This window comes from Paractinoplanes deccanensis (genome assembly GCF_016862115.1).
Classification (GTDB): Bacteria; Actinomycetota; Actinomycetes; order Mycobacteriales; family Micromonosporaceae; genus Actinoplanes; species Actinoplanes deccanensis.
In genome coordinates this window covers 90,640-114,031 of the sequence record NZ_BOMI01000021.1, presented here as the reverse complement: position 1 = coordinate 114,031, position 23,392 = coordinate 90,640, and the positions used below count along the sequence as shown (strand labels likewise).

Annotated in this window: 19 protein-coding genes; 7 read left to right on the top strand and 12 right to left on the bottom strand. The window is 75.9% G+C overall.

Translation table 11 applies throughout. The features are described 5' to 3' along the window. Window positions 1-14: 14 nt before the first annotated feature. From Ade02nite_RS06865 to Ade02nite_RS06855, 3 genes are read left to right on the top strand one after another with little or no spacing between them, the layout of a single operon-like run. Window positions 15-5,606: a type I polyketide synthase gene (locus Ade02nite_RS06865; RefSeq protein WP_203760672.1), complete on the top strand. Its 5,592-nt coding sequence runs from the start codon at window positions 15-17 to the stop codon at window positions 5,604-5,606. A gap of 5 nt (window positions 5,607-5,611) precedes the next feature. Continuing rightward, a complete protein-coding gene (locus Ade02nite_RS06860; RefSeq protein ID WP_203760671.1) occupies window positions 5,612-6,052 on the top strand; it encodes an acyl-CoA thioesterase in 441 nt (146 codons plus the stop codon). Next, window positions 6,049-6,771 carry an NADPH-dependent F420 reductase gene (locus tag Ade02nite_RS06855; RefSeq protein ID WP_203760670.1) on the top strand — a complete coding sequence of 241 codons (723 nt, stop codon included), beginning with the start codon at window positions 6,049-6,051 and terminating at the stop codon, window positions 6,769-6,771. Before Ade02nite_RS06860 ends, Ade02nite_RS06855 begins: the two co-directional genes overlap by 4 nt. Here the strand turns inward: Ade02nite_RS06855 and Ade02nite_RS06850 are convergent, their stop codons facing one another. Beyond that, entirely contained in the window at window positions 6,772-8,610 is a 1,839-nt protein-coding gene (locus Ade02nite_RS06850; RefSeq protein WP_203760669.1) for an AfsR/SARP family transcriptional regulator, read from the bottom strand. Window positions 8,611-8,803: 193 nt separating this feature from the next. Continuing rightward, window positions 8,804-9,595 (bottom strand): helix-turn-helix domain-containing protein, encoded by a 792-nt coding sequence (locus Ade02nite_RS06845; protein WP_203760668.1) that lies wholly within the window; start codon window positions 9,593-9,595, stop codon window positions 8,804-8,806. Between the two features lie 186 nt (window positions 9,596-9,781). On the opposite strand from Ade02nite_RS06845, the gene Ade02nite_RS06840 reads away from it, so the two are divergent. Both Ade02nite_RS06840 and Ade02nite_RS06835 read left to right on the top strand, forming a co-directional pair. Continuing rightward, entirely contained in the window at window positions 9,782-11,050 is a 1,269-nt protein-coding gene (locus tag Ade02nite_RS06840) for an ABC1 kinase family protein (protein ID WP_203760667.1), read from the top strand. Between the two features lie 24 nt (window positions 11,051-11,074). Continuing rightward, complete coding sequence (locus Ade02nite_RS06835) at window positions 11,075-11,887, top strand: helix-turn-helix transcriptional regulator (RefSeq protein ID WP_203760666.1); 813 nt, start codon at window positions 11,075-11,077, stop codon at window positions 11,885-11,887. A gap of 9 nt (window positions 11,888-11,896) precedes the next feature. On the opposite strand, the gene Ade02nite_RS06830 is transcribed toward Ade02nite_RS06835, so the two are convergent. From Ade02nite_RS06830 to Ade02nite_RS06790, 9 genes are read right to left on the bottom strand one after another with little or no spacing between them, the layout of a single operon-like run. After that, complete coding sequence (locus tag Ade02nite_RS06830; RefSeq protein WP_203760665.1) at window positions 11,897-12,595, bottom strand: PIG-L deacetylase family protein; 699 nt, start codon at window positions 12,593-12,595, stop codon at window positions 11,897-11,899. Further along, a complete protein-coding gene (locus Ade02nite_RS06825; protein WP_203760664.1) occupies window positions 12,588-14,222 on the bottom strand; it encodes a CoA transferase in 1,635 nt (544 codons plus the stop codon). The genes Ade02nite_RS06830 and Ade02nite_RS06825 overlap by 8 nt, the downstream gene beginning before the upstream one ends. Before the next feature lie 3 nt (window positions 14,223-14,225). After that, entirely contained in the window at window positions 14,226-15,767 is a 1,542-nt protein-coding gene (locus Ade02nite_RS06820; protein ID WP_203760663.1) for a class I adenylate-forming enzyme family protein, read from the bottom strand. A 27-nt stretch (window positions 15,768-15,794) separates the two neighbouring features. Continuing rightward, window positions 15,795-17,240 (bottom strand): FAD-binding oxidoreductase, encoded by a 1,446-nt coding sequence (locus Ade02nite_RS06815; RefSeq protein ID WP_203760662.1) that lies wholly within the window; start codon window positions 17,238-17,240, stop codon window positions 15,795-15,797. 3 nt (window positions 17,241-17,243) lie between these two features. Continuing rightward, a complete protein-coding gene (locus tag Ade02nite_RS06810; RefSeq protein ID WP_203760661.1) occupies window positions 17,244-18,221 on the bottom strand; it encodes a VOC family protein in 978 nt (325 codons plus the stop codon). Between the two features lie 17 nt (window positions 18,222-18,238). Next, window positions 18,239-19,009: a VOC family protein gene (locus Ade02nite_RS06805; RefSeq protein WP_203760660.1), complete on the bottom strand. Its 771-nt coding sequence runs from the start codon at window positions 19,007-19,009 to the stop codon at window positions 18,239-18,241. Beyond that, window positions 19,006-20,172, bottom strand: coding sequence for an NAD(P)/FAD-dependent oxidoreductase (locus tag Ade02nite_RS06800; protein WP_203760659.1), 1,167 nt, complete (start codon window positions 20,170-20,172; stop codon window positions 19,006-19,008). The genes Ade02nite_RS06805 and Ade02nite_RS06800 overlap by 4 nt, the downstream gene beginning before the upstream one ends. Then, entirely contained in the window at window positions 20,169-21,173 is a 1,005-nt protein-coding gene (locus Ade02nite_RS06795) for a hypothetical protein (protein WP_203760658.1), read from the bottom strand. The genes Ade02nite_RS06800 and Ade02nite_RS06795 overlap by 4 nt, the downstream gene beginning before the upstream one ends. Before the next feature lie 49 nt (window positions 21,174-21,222). Then, window positions 21,223-22,188: a VOC family protein gene (locus tag Ade02nite_RS06790; protein ID WP_203760657.1), complete on the bottom strand. Its 966-nt coding sequence runs from the start codon at window positions 22,186-22,188 to the stop codon at window positions 21,223-21,225. 140 nt (window positions 22,189-22,328) lie between these two features. Here Ade02nite_RS06790 and Ade02nite_RS06785 point away from each other — a divergent pair, with 140 nt between their 5' ends. After that, window positions 22,329-22,676, top strand: a complete 348-nt coding sequence (locus tag Ade02nite_RS06785) for an MmcQ/YjbR family DNA-binding protein (RefSeq protein ID WP_203760656.1) — start codon at window positions 22,329-22,331, stop codon at window positions 22,674-22,676. A 52-nt stretch (window positions 22,677-22,728) separates the two neighbouring features. Next, the gene (locus Ade02nite_RS06780; protein ID WP_203760655.1) at window positions 22,729-23,160 is read left to right on the top strand and encodes a hypothetical protein; all 432 of its coding nucleotides are present in this window, start codon (window positions 22,729-22,731) and stop codon (window positions 23,158-23,160) included. 21 nt (window positions 23,161-23,181) lie between these two features. On the opposite strand, the gene Ade02nite_RS06775 is transcribed toward Ade02nite_RS06780, so the two are convergent. Then, the gene (locus tag Ade02nite_RS06775; protein WP_203760654.1) at window positions 23,182-23,391 is read right to left on the bottom strand and encodes a hypothetical protein; all 210 of its coding nucleotides are present in this window, start codon (window positions 23,389-23,391) and stop codon (window positions 23,182-23,184) included. Between the last annotated feature and the right edge of the window lies 1 nt (window position 23,392).

The window sequence follows — 23,392 nt, the reverse complement described above, 5'->3', positions numbered from 1 at the left end:
TGGCCGGCGGACGGATGACCGAGAGAGTGGCCGTCATCGGGATGGCGTGCCGCTACCCGGAGGCGGACGGCCCACAACGGTTGTGGGAGAACGTCATGGCGCGGCGGCGCTCCTTCCGCCGGCTGCCGCCGCAGCGGCTCCCCCTGGCCGACTACGGCGGCGACGGCCCGGACCAGACGTACGTCACCCGGGCCGGGCTGATCAGCGACTGGACGTTCGACCGGCAGCGCTTCGGGGTCGCCGGCCCCACGTTCCGGGCCGTCGACACGACACATTGGCTCGCTCTCGACGTGAGCTCGGCGGCGCTCGCGGACGCCGGGTTCCCGGACGGCGACGGGCTGGATCGCAGCCGCGCCGGCGTGGTGCTCGGCAACACGCTCACCGGCGAGTTCTCCCGGGCGGCCGCGATGCGGACCCGCTGGCCGTACGTCCGGCGCTCGGTGCTGGGCGCGCTGGCCGGCGCCGGCCTGCCCGCCGCCGAGCAGTCCCGCCTGGTCGAGGCGATCGAGCGCGCGTACAAGGAGCCGTTCCCGGAGCCGTCCGACGAGACGCTCGCCGGCGCCCTGGCCAACACGATCGCCGGCCGGGTGTGCAACCACTTCGACTTCCACGGTCTCGGCTACACGGTGGACGGCGCCTGCGCCTCGTCGTTGCTGGCCGTCGCCACGGCCGCGGGCGCGCTCGCCGACGGCCGGCTCGACGTGGCGCTCGCCGGCGGGGTCGACCTCAGCCTCGACCCGTTCGAGCTGGTCGGCTTCGCCCGGGTCGGCGCGATGGCGCACGGCGAGATGCGGGTGTACGACCGGCGCCCGACCGGGTTCCTGCCCGGCGAGGGCTGCGGCGTCGTGGTGCTGTGCCGCGAGTCGTTCGCCCGGGAGCGGGGACTGCGCACGTACGCCCACCTGCTGGGCTGGGGGATGTCGTCGGACGGCGGCGGGGGCCTGACCCGGCCGGAGCCCGCCGGTCAGGCGCTGGCCCTGCGCCGGGCCTACCAGCACGCCCGCCTCGACCCCGGGGCGGTGCGCCTGGTCGAGGGGCACGGGACCGGGACGGCGGTCGGCGACCGCGCCGAGCTCGGCGCCCTGCTCGCCCTGCGCCGCCGCGCCGAGCACGTGGCGGCGCTGGGCAGCATCAAGGCCAACCTCGGCCACACCAAGGCGGCGGCCGGGGTGGCCGGCCTGCTCAAGGCGGTGCTGGCCGTGCACCACGGGGTGCTGCCGCCGACCACCGGATGCGCGGAACCGCACCCGTTGCTCACCGAGCCGGGCGCGGCCCTGGAGATCCTCGGCGAGGCCCGGCCGTGGCCGGCGGGCCGGCGCTACGCCTCGGTCAGCGCGATGGGCTTCGGCGGCATCAACGTGCACGCGGTGCTCGGCGGGATCACGTCCCGGCGGCGCGGCCGGCTCAGCACCGCCGAGCGCCGGCTCGGCGCCGCGCCGCCGAGCCACGAGGTCGTGGTCTGCGCCGCCGCGAGCCGGGAGGCGCTGTCGGCGAAGCTGGCCCGGGCCGGCGAGCTGGCGGGCACGCTGTCCCGCGGCGAGCTGGGTGACCTGGCGGCGACCCTGGCCGGCGGCGAGACGGTGGACGCGCCCTACCGGTTCGCCGCCGCGGTCGCCGCCCCGGACGAGCTGGCGGCCGCCGCCCGGCACGGGTGCGACCGGCTGGACGGGGGCGTCACCACGCTGATCGACCCCGTGCGCCGGGTGTTCCTCGGCGGGCCCGAACGCCCGTCCGTCGCGCTGTTGTTTCCCGGGCAGGCGGCGCCGTGCCATCCCGGGCCCGGCGCGCTCGGCGCGCTGCTCGGCGCGCTCCCGCCCGGATACGACGATCCCCTCGCGCTGCCCGCGGACCCGGCCGGCGTCGCCGGCACCGACGTGGCGCAGCCGGCCATCATGCGCGGCATCCTCGCCGGACTGCGCTGGCTGGCCGCGATCGGCGCGGACGCGGCCATGGCGACCGGGCACAGCCTCGGCGAGATCGGCGCGCTGGTCTGGGCCGGCGCGCTGCGGGAGGCGGACGCGTACGCGCTGGCCACCGCGCGCGGCGCGGCCATGGCCGAGGCCGACCCCGCGCCCGGCGGCATGGCGAGCCTGCGGGCCGATCCCGAGACGGTCGCCGACCTGCTGCGCGGCACCGACGTGGTGATCGCGGCCGACAACGGCGAGCGCCGCACCGTGATCTCCGGCGGCCGTATGGCGGTGGGCCGGGTGATCGGCGAGGCGGCGCGCCGGGGCATCGACGCCACCTGGCTGCCGGTCGCGCACGCCTTCCACTCGCCGGCCATGGCGGCGGCCGCGCCGCGGGTGAAGTCGGCGGCCGCCGCCCTGGCCTGGCGCCCGATCCGCCGCCGGGTGGCCTCCACCGTCACCGGCGGCTGGCTGTCCGCCGCGAACGACCCCGTGGAGCTGCTCGTCCGGCAGCTGACCGCGCCGGTGCGCTTCGCGCCCGCGCTGGCCCGGCTCTCCGCCGGCCTGTTCGTCGAGGTCGGGCCGGGCCACGTGATGGCCGGCCTGGCCGGGCCGGCGGTGGTCTGCCTGGACGCCGGATCACCGTCCGCCGAGGGCGTCGCGTCGGTCACCGCCGCGCTGTTCGCCGCCGGCCGGTGCCGCACCCTGGCGCCGCTGTACGCGGGCCGCTTCACCCGGCCCTTCCCGCTCGGCCGCGAGCGGGTGCTGCTGAGCAACCCGTGCGAGGCCGCCCCGCCGGCCGCCGGCCGGGAGGCACCCGCCCCGGCCGCGCCGGCCGGGACCGCCGAGCGGGACGACGACCCGCTGGCCGTCACCGTCGCCGCCGTCGCGGAGGCCCTGGAGCTCGACGCCGGCACCATCGCGCCGGACGCCCGGCTGCTGGCCGGGCTGCATCTGACCTCGCTGCGGGTCGCCCAGCTCGCCGCCGCGGTGGCCGCGCGGCTGGGCCGGGCGATGCCGGCCGCGCCGCTCGCGCTCAGCACCGCGACGGTCCGCGAGCTGGCGGAGACCGTCGCGGACCTCCCCGCGGCGGACGAGGGCGAGGCGCCCCCGGCCGGGGTGGCCCCCTGGGTGCGGGCGTTCGCCCCCGTCCTCGTCCCGGAGGAGGCGCGCCGCGGCGATCCGGCGCCGCGTTCGTTCACCGTCGTCGGCGACCTCGCCGGCCACCCCCTGGCCGATGCGGTCCGCTCCGCCTTCGGCCCGTCCGAGGGCGCCCCGGCGTACGTCCTCGCGCTGCCGCCGTGGCCGGCCCCCGCACCGGCGGCGGACGTGGTCGCGGCGCTGCAAGCCGCGCACCGCGACCGCGTGCCGCTCGTCGTGGTGCATCACGGCGGTGTCGGCGCCGCCGTCGGCCGCAGCCTCGCCGCCGAGGCCCCGGGCGTCCCGGTGCTGGTGGCCGAGGTGCCCGCCGACCCGGCCGGCGTGGCCCGGGCCGCCGCCGAGGCGCGGCGCGAGCTCGCCCCCTACGCCGAGCTGGTCCTCACCGGCGACGGCCGGCGCCAGGTGCCGATGATGGCGCCGGTGCCGCTCGCCCCGGCCGCCCCGGACCGGATCCCGCTGCGTGCGGGCGAGGTGTGCGTGGTGACCGGGGGCGCCAAGGGCATCGGCGCCGAGTGCGCGGTCGCGCTGGCCGGCTTCACCGGCGCGCGGATGGTGCTGCTGGGCCGGGCGCCGGGCACCGACCCGCAGGTGCGGGCGACGCTGTCCCGGCTGCCCGGCGCGGACTACCGGGTGGCCGACGTGACCGACGCCGGCGCGCTGGCCCGGGTGCTGGGCGAGGTGCGGCGCCGGCACGGCCCGGTCCGCGGGCTGCTGCACGCCGCCGGGAGCAACGCGCCGGCGCTCATCCCGGACCTCGACGTCGCGGCGATGGACGCCGCCGCCGCGGCCAAGGCGGGCGGGTTCGACAACGTGCTCGCCGCGCTCGACCCCGGCGAGTTGGCCTTCGCGGTCACCTTCGGCTCGGTGATCGCCCGCACCGGGCTGGCCGGCGAGGCGCACTACGCGGTGGCCAACGAATGGCTGGCCCGGCGCTGCGCGCGGCTGGCCGAGGAGCGGCCCGGCACCCGCTGGCTCAACGTCGAGTGGTCGGCCTGGTCTGGCGCCGGCATGGGCGTGCGACTGGGCGTCCTCGACGGGCTGATCCGGCGCGGCCTCGACCCGATACCGGTGGAGGCCGGCCCCGCCACCCTGCTGCGCCTGCTGTCCACCGCCGGCCTGCCGCCCACCGTGCTGGTCACCGGCCGGCTGCCCACCGGACCGGTGTTGCGCTGGCTCGGCGAGCGCGAGCCGGTGGCCGGGCGGTTCCTGGAGACGCCGCTGGTGCACACGCCCCGCACCGAGCTGGTCGCGGCCGCCGGGGTGTCGACCGGCACCGACCCGTACCTGAACGATCACCGCATCGACGGGGCGGCCGTGCTGCCGGCCGTCCTGGGCCTGGAGGCGATGGCCCAGTGCGCCGCGGCGCTGGCCGGGCCGGCGGCGCTCGTCACCGGCGTCCGGCTCGACCACCCGGTCACCGTGCCCGACCGCGACCGCCGGACGCTGCGGCTGGCCGCCCTGGCGCGGCACGACGGCACTGTGGACGTGGTGCTGCGCAGCGACGAGACCGGCTTCGCCACCGAGCATTTCCGGGCCCGGCTCGGCGGAGCGGCGGCACCGCCGGGCCGGGCCACCGCCCCGCTCCGGGTGGCCGAGATGCCGGCCGGGCACCTGTACGGGCCGCTGTTCTTCCACGGCCCGCGGTTCCGGCGCGTGCTCGGCTACCGGGCGGTGGGCGCCTACCGCTGCGTGGGCGTCGTGGACGCCGGCCCGCGGGAGCCGTGGTTCTCCGCGTTCCTGGACCAGCGCCTGCTCCTGGGCGATCCCGCGGCCCGCGACGCGTTCCTGCACCTGCTCCAGGTGTGTGTGCCCGGCCGGATGGTGCTGCCCGTGGGCGTGGACGAGATCCGGATGCACCGCCCGCCCACCGGCCGGCTCACCGTCTCGGCCCGCCAGCGGTCCGAGGACCCGCCCGGATACGTCTTCGACCTGGAGGTGACCGACGAGGCCGGTGCGCCGGTGGAGGAGTGGACCGGCCTGCGGCTGCGGGCCGTCCGCGATACCGGGATCACGCGATGGCCGCTGGAGCTCGCCGGCGCCTGCCTCACCCGCACGCTGGCCGGGCTCAGCCCGGCCCCGCCGGTGGAGCTGGTCACCGCCCGGGCCGATCGGGCCGGCCCGGCGCACACCGCGGCGGTGGCCGGCTGGCTGGCGGGCGCGCCGGTCACGCACGCCGCGGACGGGCGCCTGGTGAGCGCCGGGCCGGGATCGGTCTCGGCCAGCCACCTCGGCGACCACCTGCTGGTCGCCGCCGGCCCCGGCCGGGTGGCGGTCGACTGGCAGCGGGCCGGTGCGGAGCCTCCCCCGCTGACCGCGGCGGACCGGCGGGTGGCGGAGCGGGCCGGGCGCGAGGGCGCGCTGCGGGTCTGGACGTGCCGCGAGGTCCTGGGCAAGCTCGGAGCGCCGCCGTCCGCGCCGCTGGCCGTCGCCGGCACGGAGGACGGCCGCACCACCCTGCGGTCCGGCGAGGTCACCCTGCACAGCCTGCTGCTGGAGAGCACGGCGGGCCCGGTGGCGATCGCGGTCGGGACGGGGTGACGGCGATGCCCGAGCGATACGTGCACCGCCATCGGGTGACCTTCGACGAGACGAACGTGGTGGGCAACGTCTACTTCGCCCACTACGTGCGGTGGCAGGGGCACTGCCGCGAGCGGTTCCTGCTCGACCGGGCGCCGGGCGTGCTCGCCATGCTGGCCGGCGACTTCGTCCTGGTCACCGTGGACTGCTCGGTGGAGTTCTACGCGGAGAGCTTCGCCGGTGACCTGGTCGAGATCCGGATGGAGCTCGACCGGATGGCCGGCAACCGGCTGACGATGGTGTTCGACTACGTGCGCCGCGACGACGGCGGTGAGCAGCTGCTGGCCCGGGGCCGGCAGAGCGTGGCGTGCATGCGGCGCGCGGAGCACGGGCTGCAGCCGGCGGCGGTGCCGGAGGAGCTGCGCGAGGCCCTGGCGCCGTACGATCCGGCCGGCGCCGGGCGATGACCCTCGGCATCATCGGCGCGGGCCGGATGGGCACGGCGCTGGCGCGGGCCCTGGCCGCCGCGGGGGTGCCGGCCGTGCTCTGCACCGCCCGGCGCGAGCAGGCGCCACCAGCCGGCCTGCCGCCGGGATGTGCCGCGGCCACCCTGGAGGAGGTGCTCCGGCACGCGGGCACGGTGCTGCTGGCGCTGCCCTACCCGGTGGCCGCCGCGCTGGTGGCCGGGCCGGCCGGTCACCGCGGCGGTGGGCGCGTGCTGATCGACGCCACCAATCCGGCCCTGTGCCCGGACCGTTCGGCGCCGCCCCGAGGCTGCGGCTCCGGCGGCTTCGGCTCGGGCGGCTTCGGCTCGGGCGGCTTCGGCTCGGGCGGCTTCGGCTCGGGCGGCGAGATCATCGCGGCCGCCGCGGCCGGCTGGCGCACGGTGAAGGCGTTCAACACGGTCGCCGCCGAGCACCTGGCCCTGACCCGGATGGGCGACGGGCCGGTGACGCTGCCGGTGGCCGGGCCGGCGGACGCCAAACCACCGGTGTTCGACCTGGCCGTGCGGCTCGGCTTCGATCCGCTGGACGCGGGCGGCATCGAGAGCAGCCGCGAGATGGAGGCGCTGGCCGTGCTGCTGGCCCGGGTGAGCACCGCGCACGGCCTGCACGGCCGGATCGGTGTCCGGATCGCCGAGCTGGACGGCTGCCCGGCGAGCCCGGCCCCCGAGGCGGCCGGGTGATCAGCGCACCGCGACGGCGTGCTCGCCGAACCGGTGCTCGGCGGTGCCCAGCCCGACGGCCACCCGGTGCACGAGGCGCAGCTTGCCGTACACCGGACCGGCCAGGTCGTGATGGACGAACAGCAGCGACTTGTCGGCCAGGCGCCGCAGCATCAGCCGGCCGTCGACCGGTCCGTGCGGCGACGAGCGCCAGAGCGCCTCGGCCTGCTCGGCGCGGAACCGCAGCGGCAGCTCACCCAGCCGGCGCAGGCACCACCGTTCCTGCTGGTCGAGGCAGCCCAGGCTGCGCAACAGCGCGGCCTGCAACGACCGGTGGTGCAGCGGCTGCCCCCGGCGCGGCGGCCGCAGCTCCCGCAGCGGATCGTCGAGCCGCCGGGACAGCTCGTCCAGCGTGTCCGTCGCCAGGCATTCCGCGGCCAGCTCCACGGCGAGCGGCAGGTGGTCCAGCTGCTCGCACAGCGTCTCGACGGTGCGCACCTCGTCGGCGCCGAGCCGCAGCCCGGGGCGGACCTGCGCGGCCCGGCGCGCGAACAACTGCACGGCCGGCGGCTCGGCTTCCCAGCACGCCTCGTCGTCGCGTGACAGCCGCAGCGGCCGCAGCCGCCAGACCGTCTCGTACGGCACGCCCAGCGGCTCACGGGAGGTGACCACCACGGACACGTTCGGGCACGCGCGCACCACGTCGTCGACCACCTCGGCGCAGCCGTCCATCACCAGTTCCGCGTCGTCGAAGACGATCAGCATCTGCTGCTCGCCGATCAGCCGCGACGGCGCGCCGGTCGCCGGCTCGGCGCCGAGCAGCATGCTCAGCCGCCGGTCCAGGCGGGCCGTCGGCCCGAGGTCCGCGCAGTCGAGGACCACCACGCCGCCCGGCAGGTTGTCGCGCAGGCAGGCCGCCGCGTGCAGTGCCAGGGCGGACTTGCCGCATCCGGGCGGTCCGGTGACCGTCAGCAGCCGCTGCCCCGCGAGCAGGCACATCACGGCGTCGAGATCGCGCTCGCGATAGATCAGCTGGCCCAGCCCGGGACCCCGGCCCCGCCACGGTGGCCGGATCTGCTCGGCCGGCGCGCTGACCGCACCGGCCGGCCCGGCCGCCGGCTCGTCGCCGGCCAGCACGGCGCGGTAGGCGTCGGACAGCTGCGATCCCGGGCCCACCCCCAGCTCCGCCTTGAGCATCACCCGGATGTCGTCGAAGTGCCGGACCGCGGCGGCGCGCCGCCCGGTCTGCTCCAGCGCGACCATGTAGAGCGCCTGAGCCGTCTCGTTCATCGGCTCGGTGGCCGCGAGGCGCCGGGCGACCGGCAGCACCGCGGGCGCCTGCCGCACGTCGAGGCCGGCCCGCACGTAGTCCAGCGCCGCCTCGGACCACGTGCGGCGCAGCAGGTCGAGCGTGTCCGAGGCGTGCAGCAGCGCGCTGAGCTCGGTCAGCTCGGGGTCGCGCCACAACCGCATCGCCTCGCCGAGCAGCTCGAACGTCCGTTGCGGCTCGTCGGCCGACGAGAACTGCTGCGCCCGGCGGTAGAGCAGCTCGAACCGCGTGACGTCGACGAGCTCGCGGCCGGTCAGCAACCGGTAGCCGCCGGGACCGGAACTGATGATGTTGGTGCGGCCCCGGGGAGGAAGGTCGGGTTCCAGCAGGCGGCGCAGCCGGGCCACGTAGGTGTGCACCAGCTGCCTGGCGCTGGCCGGCTGCGTACCGTCCCAGACCGCGCCGAGCAGCGCGTCGATCGAGACGGCGTGGCCGACGTGCAGCGCCAGCACCGCCAGCACCGCCCGCTGTTTGCCGGGCCCGGGATCGATCGGCACCGGGCCCCGGTGCACCTGGATCGAGCCCAGCACGGAAATGCGTAGGATTGCCCTGGCGTCGGACATCGACAACTCCCGTCGAGGTCGTCACCGGCAGGTCCTCGGGCACCGGCCCCGCCGGTCCACATGGAGAGTGTGCCCCTCCACTATCCATTGATACGAGTGGTTGCCCCTTCCAACCTGTTGTCTGGTTTCGTCACCCCGCCCGGAGATCCGTGCCCCGCGATCACCCGGGTGGAGCGGCCAGTGGAAGTAGTGCGGCGATCGGCGGATCGGTCGGCGCCGGCCAGCGCAACCCCATCCGCACCGCCGCGGGCGCCCGCTCGGTGACCGACAGCTCGGCGCTGCCGATCCGCAGGCTGCCCGGTGTCTCGTCGACCAGCGCGTCGGTGATCCGTGCGCCCGCCGGGATCACCATGCAGTACGCGGCGTACGCGCCGCCGGCCGGCGGCGCGGTCAGCGGCACCCGCGGCGATCCCGTGGACGGCGCCCACCGGCCCGGGTGGGCGCGCAGGGTGCCGGCCGGCATCAGGCAGGTGCAGACGAGCGAGCCGGGCTCCGGCGCCCGGGACAAGGTCAGCATCGGCGCGGCCACCGACGGCCGCCGGGTCCCCGCCCACCAGAGCGTTCCGGCGACCCGGGCATCGGCCAGCGCGCGGGCCTGCGCGCGGAAACCGGTCGGCGAGGTGCCGGTCAGCCGGGCGAACCGCGCGGAGAACGCCCCCGGGCTGGCGTAGCCGACCCGGCCGCTGACCTCGCGGACCGGCAGGGTCGAGTGCAGCAGCAGACGCCGTGCCTCGGCCAGGCGCAGCACCGCCAGGAAGCGGGCCGGCGTCAGCAGGGTGATCCGGCGGAACACCTCGTGGAAGTGGAACGGACTGAACGTCGCCGCGCCAGCGAGCGCGCCGAGCGGATGCGGGTGTGCGAGCCGGCCCCGCATCGCCGCGATCGCGCGAGTGACCGCCTCGACGTGGGCCACGCGTATGCCGGTGCTCACCGCCTCCGTCACCGTGGACACGATCACTCTCCACATTCGCCGTCGTGCGGTCGAGTGTGCACCCTCCACCTTGATGGATCCTTGACTCCGCCGGTCAGGGTGTCTTCCAGCTTGGGGTGTGCGCCCCGCGACATTGCCCCGGCCGTCGCCGCGACCGTTGAATCGGGCCGAGACAGCATGGCACGCCGCAGTCCGCCGGAGGCTCGCATGGCGCCCACCGTCCCGTGGCCCGTCCTGATCACCCGCCTGAGTGCCTGGGCCGTGGCCGCCTGCGGGCTGCTGGCCGGCACGGCCTCCCGGTGGGCGACCGGGCGGGTGCTGCGCCGCCCGGTGGCCGGCTCCGCGGAGCGTGCCGTCGTGCCGGCGCTGGTCCGGCTCGGGCCGACCTTCGTCAAGGGCGGCCAGTTGCTGAGCACGCGCGCCGACCTGCTGCCGCGCGCCGCCTGCGCGACCCTGGCCGGGCTCACCGACCGCATGGACCCGATGCCGGCCGCGGACGTCCGCCGGGCCCTGTCCACCGCGTACGCCGGCGGGCGGGCCTGGCCGTTCGCCGAGTTCGACTACGCCGCCGTGGCGAGCGGCAGCATCGCCGGCGTCTACCGCGCGCGGCTGCGCGACGGCCGGGCGGTCGCGGTCAAGGTGCGCCGGCCGGGTCTGGATCGCCGGATGGTCGCCGACTTCCGCCTGCTGGCCCTGGCCGCCGGGGTCGGCGAGCGGATGCCGGGCTTGCGCGGCCTGCCGGCCCGGCTGATGGTCGACCAGGTGGGGGCGGCCGTGCTGGGGCAGCTCGACCTGGCGCGCGAGGCGGTCATGCTGGAGCGGCTGCGCGACAACCTGGGCACGATGGTCCGCATACCGGCGACGGTGCCGGCGGCGGCCGGCGAGGGCGTGCTCGTGATGGAGTTCCTCGACGGTCTCCAGCGGTTCGGGCCGGCCTCGTTCACCGGCGAGCAGCGCGGCACGATCGTGCGGCGGGTGCTGCACGCGGTCTACCAGATGCTCTTCATCGACGGCCTGGTGCACTGCGACATGCATCCGGGCAACCTCTACCTGCGGCCCTCCGGCGAGGTGGTGCTGCTGGACGCCGGTTTCGTGGTGGAGCTGAGCCCCACGGTCCGCAAGCTGTTCGCCCAGTTCTTCGTCAACATGGCCCTGGGCCGGGCCGAGGAGTGCGCGGAGATCGTGCTGCGCAGCGCCGCGTCGGTGCCGGCCGGCGCGGACCTCGCCGGCTTCCGGCGAGACCTGAGCGGGCTGGTGCGGCAGAACCACGGCCGGCGGGCCGGCGAGTTCCGCCTCGGGCCGTTCGCCGCCCGGCTGTTCGAGCTGCAACGCCGGCACCGGATCTCGGCGGCGCCGGAGTTCGTCTTCCCGTTGCTCTCCCTGCTCGTCCTGGAAGGCATGATCAACGACTTCGACGTGCACGTGGACTTCCAGAAGGAATCGATACCCACGTTGTTCCAGGCGCTGCGGAGCTGACCGCCGCCAGCGGAGAGGAGCGTCATGAACCTGCCCGCCACCGAGCACACCGCGGACATGTGGAGCCAGGCGGTGATCCGGTCGATCGGCACGATGCGCGAGCACCTGGGCGACGAGCTGTCCCTGCGCACGCTGGCTCAGTCGGCCTGGCTCAGCCCGTTCCACTTCCACCGCGTCTTCCACCGCATGACCGACTCCACGCCGGCCCGGTTCCTCGCGGCGTGGCGGATCGCCGAGGCCAAGCGGCTACTGGCCTACACCGCCGACAGCGTCACCGATGTCTGCATGCACGTCGGCTACGCCAGCCTGGGCACCTTCACGTCGCAGTTCACCCGGGTGGTCGGCGTGTCGCCCGGCCGGTTCCGCCGGATCGTGCGGGCCCATGCGGACGTGCCCTTCCACGAGATCCTCCAGCGGCTGGAGGACCGGACCGAAGAGCCGGCGCACGCCGCGGTCACGGTCTCGGTCAGCGGCGGGCCGGGCGACGGCACACCGGCCGCTGCCGGGCTCTTCGACAGCACGATCCCGCAGCGCCACCCGGCGGGCTGCGCGGTGGTCCGCACCCCGGGCGCGGCGGGGATCGGCGTCCCCGGCGACGGCGAGTTCCAGGCCCTCGCGATGTGCTTCGACCGGTCGGTGACCGTCCGCGAGGCCGTCGCCGCCATCGACCTGGACCGCTGCTACGTCGCGGCGTCGCCCGGACCGGTCCGGGTGAGCGGTGGGGCCGGGCCGGTCACCGTCGAGCTGGCGCTGCGCCGGCGCGGGCCGACCGACCCGCCGATCCTGATGGCGCTGCCGCTGCTGATGGCGGCCACCGGGCCGCGGGCCCGCCGCTGACCCGGGCGCTCAGCGGATCTCGATGCGGCGGTAGTGCTCGGCGTAGCGGTAGCCGGGGCCGCGCCCGGCCTGGCGCATCCACTCGAGCACCCACGCGGGCGGCTCGCCGCCGGTCTGGCTCCGGTGCCGCCGCAGGGCCTCGCACTTGCGGTCGACGTATTTCGTCGCGTCGACGTAGTGGTTCGGCCGCTCGTAGCCCGGCACCCAGACCTCGCGCACCTGGTGCGGACCGAGGCCGGCGCGCGCGAGCTCGGGGAAGGCGCGCGCGTTGCCCGCGTCCGGGTAGACGGCCGCCATCGCCGCCTCGCCGACCGCGAGGTGGTCGGGGTGCGAGGCTTCGATCGGGATGTCGAGCACCCGGCGCGGATAGTGGGTGAGCAGCAGGGCCGGCCGGTACCGGCGGATCCGCTCGGTGATCGCCCGGCGCAGGCCGAGGGTCGGCTCCAGGCTGCCGTCCGGCAGGCCCAGGAAGCACACCTCGCGGACGCCCAGCACGGCGGCGGCGGCGCGCTGCTCGGCCATCCGGGTCGCCGCCACCCCGCCGGCCGGCGGCCCGTCGCCGGGCTCGCCCTGCGCGCCGTCGGTGCAGACCAGGTAGCGCACGCCGGCGCCGCCGTCGGCCAGCGCCGCGATCGTCGCTCCGAAGTGGAACTCGGCGTCGTCCGGATGGGCCGTCACCACCAGCACGCTCGCACCCGGCTCAAGCATGGAACCTCCACGGATCGCCGGGAACCCAGGCGCCGCCCACCCGCCGCAGCAGCCCGGCGAGCCGGGGGTCGGCCGGCAGGCCCGCGAGGTCCGCCGGCACCACGACGGCCGGCACGCCCGCCGCCGCCAGGCGCCGCACCCCTTCCTCGGCGGTGGCGCGGCGCAGGCGGTCCCGGACGTCGGCGTCGGCGCAGCGGCTCGGCAGGCCGAAGGCCGCGCGCAGCCGGGCGGCGTCGGCGCCGGCCACGGCGAGATGACCGGCCCTCGTCTCCAGCGGCGCGTCCCAGGGCCCCCAGCGGGAGCGGGCCGAGGCGGCCAGCACGGCCGCGGCCCGGACCAGCGAGCTGCCGGCCCGGCAGCCCCGGCCGGTGCGTTCCCGGTGGTGGAGCCCGGCCAGCACGGCCTCGCCGGCGAGTAGCCCGCCGGTGACGTCGATCAGGGTGACCCGGCTCGGCAGGGGGTCGGCGCCGCGCGGGTGCAGCAGGGCGCCGGTGCCGGCGTACGCCTGGACCACGAAGTCACCGGCGATCGGGCACGGTGGGTCGTCGGCGCCGTCCCAGCCCGACGCGTGCGCGTACACCACCGAGGGGTTCACCCGCGCGACGGCGGCCGCGTCGAGGCCCAGCGCCTCGGCCCGGCCCGGCCGCCAGTTGTGCAGGAAGACGTCCGCGCCCGCCGCCAGCTCGCGCAGCTCCGCACGGCCGGCCGGAAGCTTGTAGTCGATCTCGACGACCCGCTTGCCGTCGTTGTACGCGAGGTAGGCGGCGCCGGTCTCGCCGGCCAGCGGCGGGCTGTGCCGGCCGAAGTCGCCGCCCGGCGGCTCCACTTTGGTCACCTCGGCGCCGAGCCGGCTCAGCAGGAGACCCGCGAGCGGGCCCTGCAGCCGCGAGGTGACCTCGACGACCCGCAGACCGGCCAACGGCCCCGCCTCCGCGGCGCGCGGCGCACGGCGCACGGCTTCCCGGGTGCCGTGCGGCTCCAGCGTCCACGGCGCGAGCCCGCCCGGCGCGGCCGTGGTGCGGATCGGGACGACGGCGGCGCCACAGGTCACGGCGGCCGCACGCACCTGCGCCAGGCTGTGCCGGGCCACGGCGGCCGGCAGCTCCGGCGGCACCCGGCACTCGCCGGCCAGGTAGCGGTAGACGAACGGCAGCCAGGCGGCGCCGACCACGCCGGGGCCGTCCAGCCCGAGCCGGCGCCAGAAGGCCGCCCAGTCGTCGCCCGCGAGGACCTCGATCTCGATCCAGTGCCCGTCGGCGGTCCGGAACGGCGGGCCGGGCACGCCGGCCGGCCGGTACGGGAACGCGCCGCCCCCGGTCGCGATGGCCAGGTGATGCCGGACGAACTGGAGGCCGCCCGCCGCCGCGTGGACCGTCACCCCGCGCGTGGGCAGGCCGCGGAGCCGGCCGATCAGGACGGCCAGCGCGCCCTGCGCCGCGAGGATGCCGGTGGCGGCGGTGGCGACGTCGAGCCCGAGCCGGCGGGGTGTGCCCCGTTCGCGCCCGTGGACCGTCATCAGGCCGGTGCGCGCCTGCACCACCGTCTCCGGCTCGGCCTCGACCCGCACGTCCGGGACGGGGATGCCGAGCCGCCCGAGGTGCCCGGCGAGCATCGTGCCGGCGTCCACCGGTCACCGCCGGGCCAGGCGCTGCGACGGCGCCGTGCCCGCCATCTCGCGCAGCCGGGGCAGGTCGACCTTGCCGATCGCGGTCCGCGGGATCTCGTCGAGCAGGCACAGCTCCTCGGGCAGCTTGAACGGCGCCAGGCTGCCGCTCAGCTGGGCGCGCAGGCCCTCCAGGCCGGGACGGCGGCCGGCGGCGGGCCGCACGCAGGCGCACACCGTCTCGCCGACGACCGGGTCGGGCCGGCCGAACACCGCGGCGTCCAGCACGTCCGGGCAGCGCAGCAGCGCCTGCTCCACCTCGACCGGATCCACCTTGAGCCCGCCGCGGTCGATCCGGTGCGCGAGCCGTCCCTGGATGTAGAGGCGGCCCTGCTCGTCGAGCCGGCCCAGGTCGCCGGAGTAGTACCACTGCTCGCGCGGCGGCTCCTCGCCGTAGTAGCGCACCGGGAACGCGGCCCGGGAGAAGGCGACCTCCCCGACCGCCCCGGCCGGCAGCGGCTCCCGGTCCGGGCCGACGATGCGCACCGTTCCCGGATCGGGCCGCCCGACCGAGCCGCGCAGCACGTCCTCGGCGTCCTTGGTGGCCACCCCGATGCCCTCGCTGGAGCCGTACATCGCCATCAGGTCGACGGCGAGCCGTTCCCAGATCGCGTTCACCAGATCCGGGCGGAAGGCGCCGGCCGTGCCCACCGCGAACCGCAGCGTGTCCACCCGGTGCGTGTCCGGGTCGAGGCGGTCCAGCAACAGGGCGAAGTGCGCCGGCGCGCCGGTGAGCACGGTGACGCCGTGCGCGCCGATCGCCCGCAGCGCGGCCTCCGGCGAGAACCGGTCGAGCAGCACGAGCGAGCCGCCGGCCAGCAGCCCGGCGGTGGCCATCATCATGCCGAACCCGTGCGACAGCGGCACCTGCGCCAGGTGCACGTCGCCGGGCTGGAACTCCAGCCAGCCGGCGAGCCCTCGCCAGCGGCCCGCCAGGTTGCCGTGGAAGCCGACGGTCGCCTTCGGCGCGCCGGTCGTGCCCGAGCTGATGAAGACGACGGCGGGATCGTCGGGCGCCGGGCCGTCGCCCGGGTCCGGCTCGCCGCGGTCGTCGACGGTCCACCGCGCGAGCTCCGCCGGGGCGAGATGGCCGGTCACCACGACCACCCGCAGGTCCGGGTGGCGCCGGCGCAGGGCCGCGGGCGTCGCGTACGGGCTCATCCGCTCGTCGCCCGGCTCGTAGATCAGCGTGCTCGCGCCGGTCTTGCCGATCACCGCGTCGAGCTCCGGGACGGTGGCCCGGTGGTCCGCCGCGACGTGCACCGCGCCCAGGCTCCACGCCGCCGTCATCGCCACCGGGTATTCGCAGCGGTTGCCGACCGAGCAGACCACCCGGTCGCCGCGGCGCACCCCGAGCTTGCGGTAGACGCCGGCCAGCCGCCCGGCCGCCGCGACGAGGTCGGCGTGGGTGAGCCGGTGCCGGGGGCAGACGAGGGCGGGCCGGTCCGGCCGGCGCTGTGCGGTCGCGAGGAGCGCCGCGTACAACGTCGGCGCCGGTCCGGCTGTCATGGCCCCTCCTCGAGGTGGTGGGCGGCGTCAACCCAGCCTTCCCGGCGCGGGCGCGGGTGTCTTCTCACCGCTTGCGGTTGTCACCGGCCCGGCCGGCGGGATGTTCTGGTTGAGGCGGAAGACGTTGCCCGGGTCGTACCGGGCCTTGAGGTCGCGCAGCCGGGACCAGCTCGCCGGGTGGTACGCCGCCCGCACCCGGTCCGGGCCCTCGTCGCCGAGCTCGTTGACGTAGACGCCGTCGGTGAACGGGCGCAGCCCGTCCCACAACCGGCGCACCCAGGCGTGGTGGGCGGCCGTCTCGGCCGGGTCGCGCCAGACCGCGTCCACCGACACGCTGAGCGCGGCGGACCGGTGGCCGGCCGCGGTCTCGGTCTCGCCGACGCGGGCCACCGCCCCGCCGAGCGGCGAGAGCATGACGATGCAGTCCGGCGACGGCGCCGCCTCGGCGCTCGCCAGCACGTCGATCGCGGCGTCCGGCAGGGCGGCCAGGTAGCCCGCCCGGCCGTGGACGCGCGAGCCGAACCGGCCGGCCATGTCGTAGAGGCGCTGCAGGGACGTGTAGCGCATCCGGGCGATCCGGCGCAGCAGCGGGGGGCCGAGGTCGTCGAGCGCGGCGAGGTCCTTGCCGGCCTCGGCCTCGCCGCCGAGATGGCACACGGCGACGGCGACCGCCGGCCGGCCGTGCAGCTCGGCGGGGACGAAGGGCGCGGCCGGCAGCCGCAGCAGGTTGCACTGCGCGGAGAGCACGTCCGGGGCGTCCCGGAGGAAGCCGCGGTACCAGCGCAGCACCCGGCCGGCCGAGGCCGCCGGGTAGAAGACCGCTCCCCCGGTCACGACCGGGCCCACCGGGTGCAGCCGGAACTCCAGGGCGGTGGCCACGCCGAAGTTGCCTCCGCCGCCGCGCAGCGCCCAGAAGAGGTCGGCGTCGGTGTCACCGTCCACGCGCGTCACGGTGCCGTCCGCGGTGACCAGCTCCACCGACAGCAGGTTGTCGGCGGCCAGCCCGCACCGGCGCATCAGCCAGCCGAACCCGCCGCCCAGGGTGAGCCCGGCCACCCCGGTGGTGGAGATGCGGCCGCCCGTGGTGGCCAGGCCGTGCTCCTGCGCCCGCCGGTCGAAGTCGCCCCACAGGACGCCCGGCCCCGCCACCGCGGCCCGCCGCTCCGGGTCGATCCGCAGGCCGTCCATCCCGGACAGGTCCAGGGTGAGCCCGCCGTCGCTGACCGCGCGGCCCGTGACGTTGTGCCCGGTGCTGCGGATCGACAGCTCGATGCCGGCGCGCACGGCGTAGCGGACCCCGGCGGCCACGTCGGCGGCGCCGGCGCACCGCAGGATCACCATCGGCCGGCGGTCGATCGCGCCGTTCCACACCCGGCGCGCGGCGTCGTACCCGTCGTCGCCGGGCCGCAGCACCGCGCCGTGGGCCAGGCGCCGCAGATCCCGGTACGCGGCCGCGCCGCCGACGCCGGGCACGGCTCAGTACGTCCGGGACAGGATGGTCCGCAGCTTCTCGCCGCTCGGCGAGCGCAGGGCGCCCTCGGACGGCTCGTACAGGAAGAAGACGTGCCCGGACGGGTCGGCGTACTTGACCGTGGCGCCGATCGAGGAGCGCACGACGCCCTCCGGCGAGTGGATCCCGCGCTCGGCGAGCTCCTTGACCGCCACCTCGATGTCGGGCGCGTGGAACACCACCGCCTTGCCGCCCATCTCGCGCGGGTTCACCGTGCGCGGCGGGCACGGATGATCGATGATCTCCTCCTCGGGGCGCACCGTCTCCAGCGAGTGCGTGGCGATCATGCAGCCGCCGGTGTCGTACTTGATCACGCCCTCCTCGTCGGCGGTGGAGGCGCGGCTGCACGGGCCGCCCTCGATGTCGCGGATCGCCAGGCCGTCGGCGTAGACGCCGGCCGCCTCGTCGGCGTCGCGCACGAACAGGAACAGGTAGATCAGCGGCTTGCCGTGCAGGCTGAACTCCGGGCCGCCGTGCGGACCGGCCAGGCCCGGTGAGCCGTTGGATCGATAGAGCGAGCGGACCGCCTGGATCCGGTCGCCGCTCGGCCAGGTGAGCGACTCGTCCGAGGTCTCGTACAGGGTGAACCAGTGCCCGTCGAGGTCGTAGAAGTCGGTGATCGCGCCGATCTCGTACCGGTGGGTCTCGGTGAAGGTCACGCCCCGCTCCTCCAGCGCGGCGCGCGCGGCGTCCAGGTCCTCGACCAGGAAGACGATGTCGGTCGAGTGGTCGTGCTCGTCGGGGAGCACGATGCCGTAGTCGTCCGCCCGGTTGATCGCGAGGATCACCTCGCCGGTGTCGTACTTGACGGAGGCGTCGTCCTCCTCGAGCACGCGCAGGCGCAGGGCGCGCTCGAAGAAGTCACGCGACGCGGCGAGGTCACGGACGTAGAGGAAGAGGTAGACGATGCGGCGCTCGGCGAGCGTGGCGGCGTCGGTCGGCATGGCGGGCTCCCTTGCGGTCAGTGGCGGGTACGGCTGGTCATGAGCTCCATGACCTTGTCGGCGCTGCCCCACGTGAGACTCTCCGCCGACGGCTGATAGAGGCAGTACGTGTGTCCCGACGGGTCACGGAAGCGCGCGGTGCCGCCGATGTCGCTGAATCCGGCGGCCGACGAGAAGGCCACGCCACGCGCGCGCAGCTCCCGCTCGGCGGCGATCACGTCGGCCGTGTAGAAGACCAGCAGGCAGGCGTTGTGGCGGATCGGCCGGCCGTCCGGGCCGCGCTCGGCGGGATACACCGTCAGGCCGATGGAGCCGGTGTGGAACCGCACCGCGTCGCCGCCGGCCTCCGCCGGCCGCAGGCCCAGGCCGTCCCGGTAGAACGCGACAGCGGCCGGCAGGTCCGGCACGGCGAGGCGGACCTCGGTGATCTCGGATCGCGGGCCCTCGCCGAGCAGGTAGTGATGGCCGTCCACGTCGGTGAAGGCGTCGCCGGTGCGCTGCCCGTAGTCGTCCAGCTGATCCAGCGGGCCGGAGTCGGCGACCCGGCAGACGAGGGTCACGCCGTCGGAGTCCGGCCGCCGGAACTTGCGCTCGGCGAAGAGGTTGACCGCCAGGATGGTGCCGCCGGTGTCGTACTTGACCAGGCCGTGGTGCTCGTGCGGCGGATGGAACTGGTTCTCCACCACCCGGAAGCCGAGCACCCGCTCGTAGAGGCGGCGGTGCCGGGGCAGCGAGGAGACGTCCAGGAAGACGAACATCAGGGGCGCGTCGGAGAGGCCGTCGCTCATGGTTTTCCTCCGTGGTCGGGAAGCGCGCGGGCGGGATCGAAGGCGGGCTCCGGCGCGGTGCGGCGGCCGCTCTCCACCGCCTCGGCGAGGGCCCGGCCGGCGGCGAGCCCGGGCGGCAGGCCGTGCCCGCCGAACCCGGCGATCACCCACTGCCGGTGCGCCCACGGCACGGCGCCGACCAGCGGCCGGCCGTCGGCGGTCTGGTCCATCACGCCCGCCCAGCGGCGCCGCACCCCGAACCGCGGGAATCCGGGGAAGGCTCCGGGCAGGAAGGCTTCGAGGGCACGCTGGACGGCCGCGTCCTCGGCGGAGACCGAGCGGCATCCACCCAGGACGATCGACCCGTCGCCGGTCTGCCGCCAGTAGACGCTGCCGAAGTCGACGGCCATGCCGGGCTCGAACAGCGGCGGCAGGACGGTCGTGTTGAGCACCTGTCCGCGCACCGGCCGCACGAACCCCGCAAGCGCCGGGCAGAACCGGGTGACCTCGGCGTTGCAGGCGTAGACCACCTGACCGGTGTGGACGGTGCCGCGATCCGTGCGCACCCGCAGCCCCGCGCGCCGGCCGGCCACCACGCGAAGCGCCCGGGTGCGGGTGGCGATCCGGGCGCCGTGCCGCCGGGCCGCGGCGGCCAGCCCGTGCACGAGCCGCGCCGGCTGCACGACATGCCCGTCCGGCGCCCACCGGCCGCCGGTGAAACGCGGCGCGAGGGGCCTGCCCAGCAACGCGGCGCAGGCGTCCCGGTCGAGCGCGTGCAGCGGCGTGGCGCCGGCCGGCCGCCGCGCCGCCTCGGCGCGGACCTGCTCCCACACCTCGGTGGAGGCGGCGAGCGCCAGGTGGCCCGTGCGCCGGTAGCCGGCGTCGACGCCCTCGTCGCTGAGCACCTTGCGCAGCACCGTGTCGTCCTCCATCGGATGCAGGCCGGCCAGGAAGATCCCGGCGTTGCGGCCGCTCGCGCCCCACCCCGGCCGCAGGGCCTCCAGCAGCAGCACCGAGCCGCCGCCGCGGGCCAGCCAATAGGCGACCGACACGCCCATCAGGCCGCCGCCGATCACCGTCACGTCCGCGCCGGCCGGCAGCCGGTCGAGCGGCGGGAACGGGTCCGGCTCGGAGGCCGCCAGCCAGGACGTCGGCGGCGGCCCCTCGCCGGGCGCGACCGTCACATCACTCCGTCGGTTGCTCCCGCCACCACCGGCGCCACCTCGGAGCCGTTCATCCGGGCCCGCCACTCCTCCATCACCTCGAAGATGTCGGCGGGCGGGGTGTTGAGCACGTCGGCGAAGATCTCGTCGTCCTTCGTCACGACGATGTCGAACGCGGTCAGCTCGCCCGGGGTGAGCGTGCCGACCCGCGCCCCGGTCTCCTCGTGCACCAGGGCCACCGGCCCGGTCGGCGAGTGGAAGTGCGTGCCCACCGGCGGGTAGTGGTTGACGGTCGCCGGGCCGAAGATCAGCGGCTGGTCCGGGTCGGTCAGGACGGGACCCATCGGGGTGTGGATCTTCCAGGAGACCCGCCAGATCGCGGTGCCCGGGAAGTCCGACCCGCCGGAGCTGTTGGCCTTCACGATGCCGTCGTTGGGGCGGTTGAAGTTCTGCTCCACCCGGATCGGGCCGAGCGCGGCCTGGATGATCTCGCCGCCGTGCATCAGGATCTTCAGGTACATCTCGTTGCGGCCGTCGCCGTCGAGGTCCATGCGCGGACTGCGGTGCATGAGCACGATGCCGTTCTTCACGCTCATCTGGTAGTCCTTGACCACGCCGTCGATGGTCAGCAGGCAGGAGCAGACACCCTTGAGCAGTTCCACGCCGCCGATCGACGGGAAGTTGTGGTTGAAGCCGCGCACCGCCTGGGTGTACGTCTCCTTCGGACCCTCGGTGCTGGTCAGCGACGAGATCCGGCCGGCCTGCGCGATGTAGTCGGGATCGGTCTGCGCGTTGATCCGGTCCTGCACCGACTTCCACCGGAACACCTCGACGACCTTCACGTCGCCGCCGTTGCGGTTGCCGCGGAGCACCTCGATCGGGTAGTCGCCGGCGTAGCCGTGCTCGCGCAGCAACGACCACTTGGCGCGCACCTGCTCGACGAGCTCGTCGACGTGCGCCGGGTCGGCCTCGTAGGTCTCCATCTGGACCAGGGATTCGTTGCGGTAGACGTTGACGGGCATGATCGGTCTCCCCTCGCGGGATCTCACGAATTCGTCTTGAGAAATTGTTTCAACGCGCGGCGTTCACGCCTTCTCGCGGTTTGCTCCGTTGCGCCGCCGGCGCCCGCTCGAGCAGAAGGAACGGGTGACCGAACGGGTCCTCGAAGCGAGCCAGGGTGCCCTCGGGAACGGTCTCCGGCTCGTCCGGGAAGGGCACGCCGCGGCCGGCGAGCCGCTCGGCCGTCGCGGCGACGTCGCCGACCAGGAACACCGGCGCGATGCCCTGGCCGTGCGCCGGGGTGAACTCGCGCGGCGAGTACGGCCGGCCGAGGTCGTCGACGACCATCGACTTCTCGTGCATGTGGTGGGTGGCGAGCAGCACGTCGCCGCCGTCGTACTTGCCGATCCCCTCGATCTCGGAGTCGCAGTCCTGGTTGCAGCAGTGCACCCGCTCCAGCAGCTCGAGACCGAGCCGGTCGCGGTAGAAGCCGAGCGCGGCGGTCTGGTCGTTCTCGAACATGAACAGGTACGACAGCGGGCTGCCGGACAGCCCGGTTCGCTCGGGCGGGCCCTCGGCCGGGCCGGCGGAGGGGCCGATCACGTCCGCGCCGCCGCGCCCGTACGCCCGCCAGATCGCCCGCAGCTTCGGCGCGCTCGGCCAGGTCAGCGCGGTCGGCGACGGCTGGTAGAGCATGAGCCGGTGCCCGCTCGGGTCGTAGAAGTCGGTCACCAGGCCGACCTCGTAGCTGCGCCGCCGCTCGAACCGGACGCCCCGCCCCTCCAGCGCCGACCGGGTCGCCTCCAGATCCTCCACCAGGAAGACCACGTCCGAGGAGTCGTCGCGGCGCCCGAAGAGCCGCACGCCGTGCCGGTCCGCCGGGCGCAGCCACAGGTCCAGTCCGCCCGCGCCGGCCCGCGCCTCGCCGGGCGCGGCGGGCAACGAGGGCAGGCCCAGACGTTGGTGGTAGAACTCCGCGGACGCGGCCACGTCGGACGCGTACATCACGAGCGAGACGATCGGGGCACCGGTCAGCATCGTTACCTCCAGGGCATTCGGCCGCGTACCCGCCATGCTCGGCCGGTTCACGGGCCACGCCTTCTCGCTCGTTGCTCTTTCCACCCCCGGCGGTGGGCACGGTGCTTGCGCGGGCCACCGGCAGGGCGTACGACTGAGCCATGAACCGGGAAGAGATGCTCGCCTACAGCCTGGCCAAGCCGGGGGCCTGGCAGGACGAGCCGTGGGAGGGCGACGTCGTGGCCAAGGTGGGCACGAAGATCTTCGCCTTCCTCGGCTCCGCGGGAAACTCGGTCGGCCTCAAGTGCGGCAAGGACCGCGACGCCGCCGACGAGTGGCTGAAGCGCTACCCGGACGACGTCACGGTGACGGCGTACATCGGGCGCTACGGCTGGAACACCATGCGCCTCGACGGCGCCATCCCCGACGACGAGCTGCGGGAGGCGCTGGACGCCTCCTACGAGTCGGTGGTCAGCAAGCTCCCGAAACGCGACCGCCCCGCCGGATAGCCGAGCAAGCGGGAAGTAGCGATCAACGGTCGCCGATGCCGACAATCCTGGCATGGCACATCAACGCACCATGCGCCTGCACGCCGCACGCGGGGACGTGCAGGCGTGCCGGCGATTCCTCGCCGAGTCGCTGCGGCTGCGGGCCACCGCCGAGGACGCGAAGTCGGTCAGCTACGAGGCGGGTGACGTGACGCTCGTGCTCGACTGGACGCTCGACCACAGCGCGCCCGTCGCCGCACCCGACCCGGGCGCCGACGTGGTAGTCCTGGTCGACGAGATCGGCGCGGTCCGGGCGGTGCTGGAGGCGCACGGCGCTGTATTCCTCGGCCCCGCCGCGCCCGGGGCGGGCGTCAGCTGCGCCCTGCCGGACGGCCCCACACTGGTCCTGCTGGAACTGTCCGACGAGTGCCTGATGTGGCCCAGCGCCGGATGGCGCACCGGCCCCGCCGCCGTGCTGCGCGCACCCCGGCCGCGGCTCGGCTGAGCCCGGGCCCTCGCGCGGGGCTCACTCTCCCTGGTCGCCCTCGGGTGGGTGACGGTCCGCCGGGGGCAGGCGCCATCGGCCGTCGGCGCGGGCGCGGACGCGGGGGCGCCGGAAGATCAGGGTGAGCAGCACGACGGCCAGGATCGCGCCCACGGCCAGCAGCAGCGCGTCCGCCGGGCTCGGGCCGGCGTGCTGGTGCGCCATCGCCAGGCCGAAGGCCGCGCGCGGCATG

Coding starts and splice junctions, on each gene's coding strand:
- Ade02nite_RS06840 (WP_203760667.1), top strand. CDS start 9,782: ATGGCGCCCACCGTCCCGTGGCCCGTCCTGATCACCCGCCTGAGTGCC.
- Ade02nite_RS06780 (WP_203760655.1), top strand. CDS start 22,729: ATGGCACATCAACGCACCATGCGCCTGCACGCCGCACGCGGGGACGTG.
- Ade02nite_RS06805 (WP_203760660.1), bottom strand. CDS start 19,009: ATGAGCGACGGCCTCTCCGACGCGCCCCTGATGTTCGTCTTCCTGGAC.
- Ade02nite_RS06820 (WP_203760663.1), bottom strand. CDS start 15,767: ATGACAGCCGGACCGGCGCCGACGTTGTACGCGGCGCTCCTCGCGACC.
- Ade02nite_RS06835 (WP_203760666.1), top strand. CDS start 11,075: ATGAACCTGCCCGCCACCGAGCACACCGCGGACATGTGGAGCCAGGCG.
- Ade02nite_RS06860 (WP_203760671.1), top strand. CDS start 5,612: ATGCCCGAGCGATACGTGCACCGCCATCGGGTGACCTTCGACGAGACG.
- Ade02nite_RS06855 (WP_203760670.1), top strand. CDS start 6,049: ATGACCCTCGGCATCATCGGCGCGGGCCGGATGGGCACGGCGCTGGCG.
- Ade02nite_RS06795 (WP_203760658.1), bottom strand. CDS start 21,173: ATGCCCGTCAACGTCTACCGCAACGAATCCCTGGTCCAGATGGAGACC.
- Ade02nite_RS06790 (WP_203760657.1), bottom strand. CDS start 22,188: ATGCTGACCGGTGCCCCGATCGTCTCGCTCGTGATGTACGCGTCCGAC.
- Ade02nite_RS06810 (WP_203760661.1), bottom strand. CDS start 18,221: ATGCCGACCGACGCCGCCACGCTCGCCGAGCGCCGCATCGTCTACCTC.
- Ade02nite_RS06830 (WP_203760665.1), bottom strand. CDS start 12,595: ATGCTTGAGCCGGGTGCGAGCGTGCTGGTGGTGACGGCCCATCCGGAC.
- Ade02nite_RS06785 (WP_203760656.1), top strand. CDS start 22,329: ATGAACCGGGAAGAGATGCTCGCCTACAGCCTGGCCAAGCCGGGGGCC.
- Ade02nite_RS06865 (WP_203760672.1), top strand. CDS start 15: ATGACCGAGAGAGTGGCCGTCATCGGGATGGCGTGCCGCTACCCGGAG.
- Ade02nite_RS06775 (WP_203760654.1), bottom strand. CDS start 23,391: ATGCCGCGCGCGGCCTTCGGCCTGGCGATGGCGCACCAGCACGCCGGC.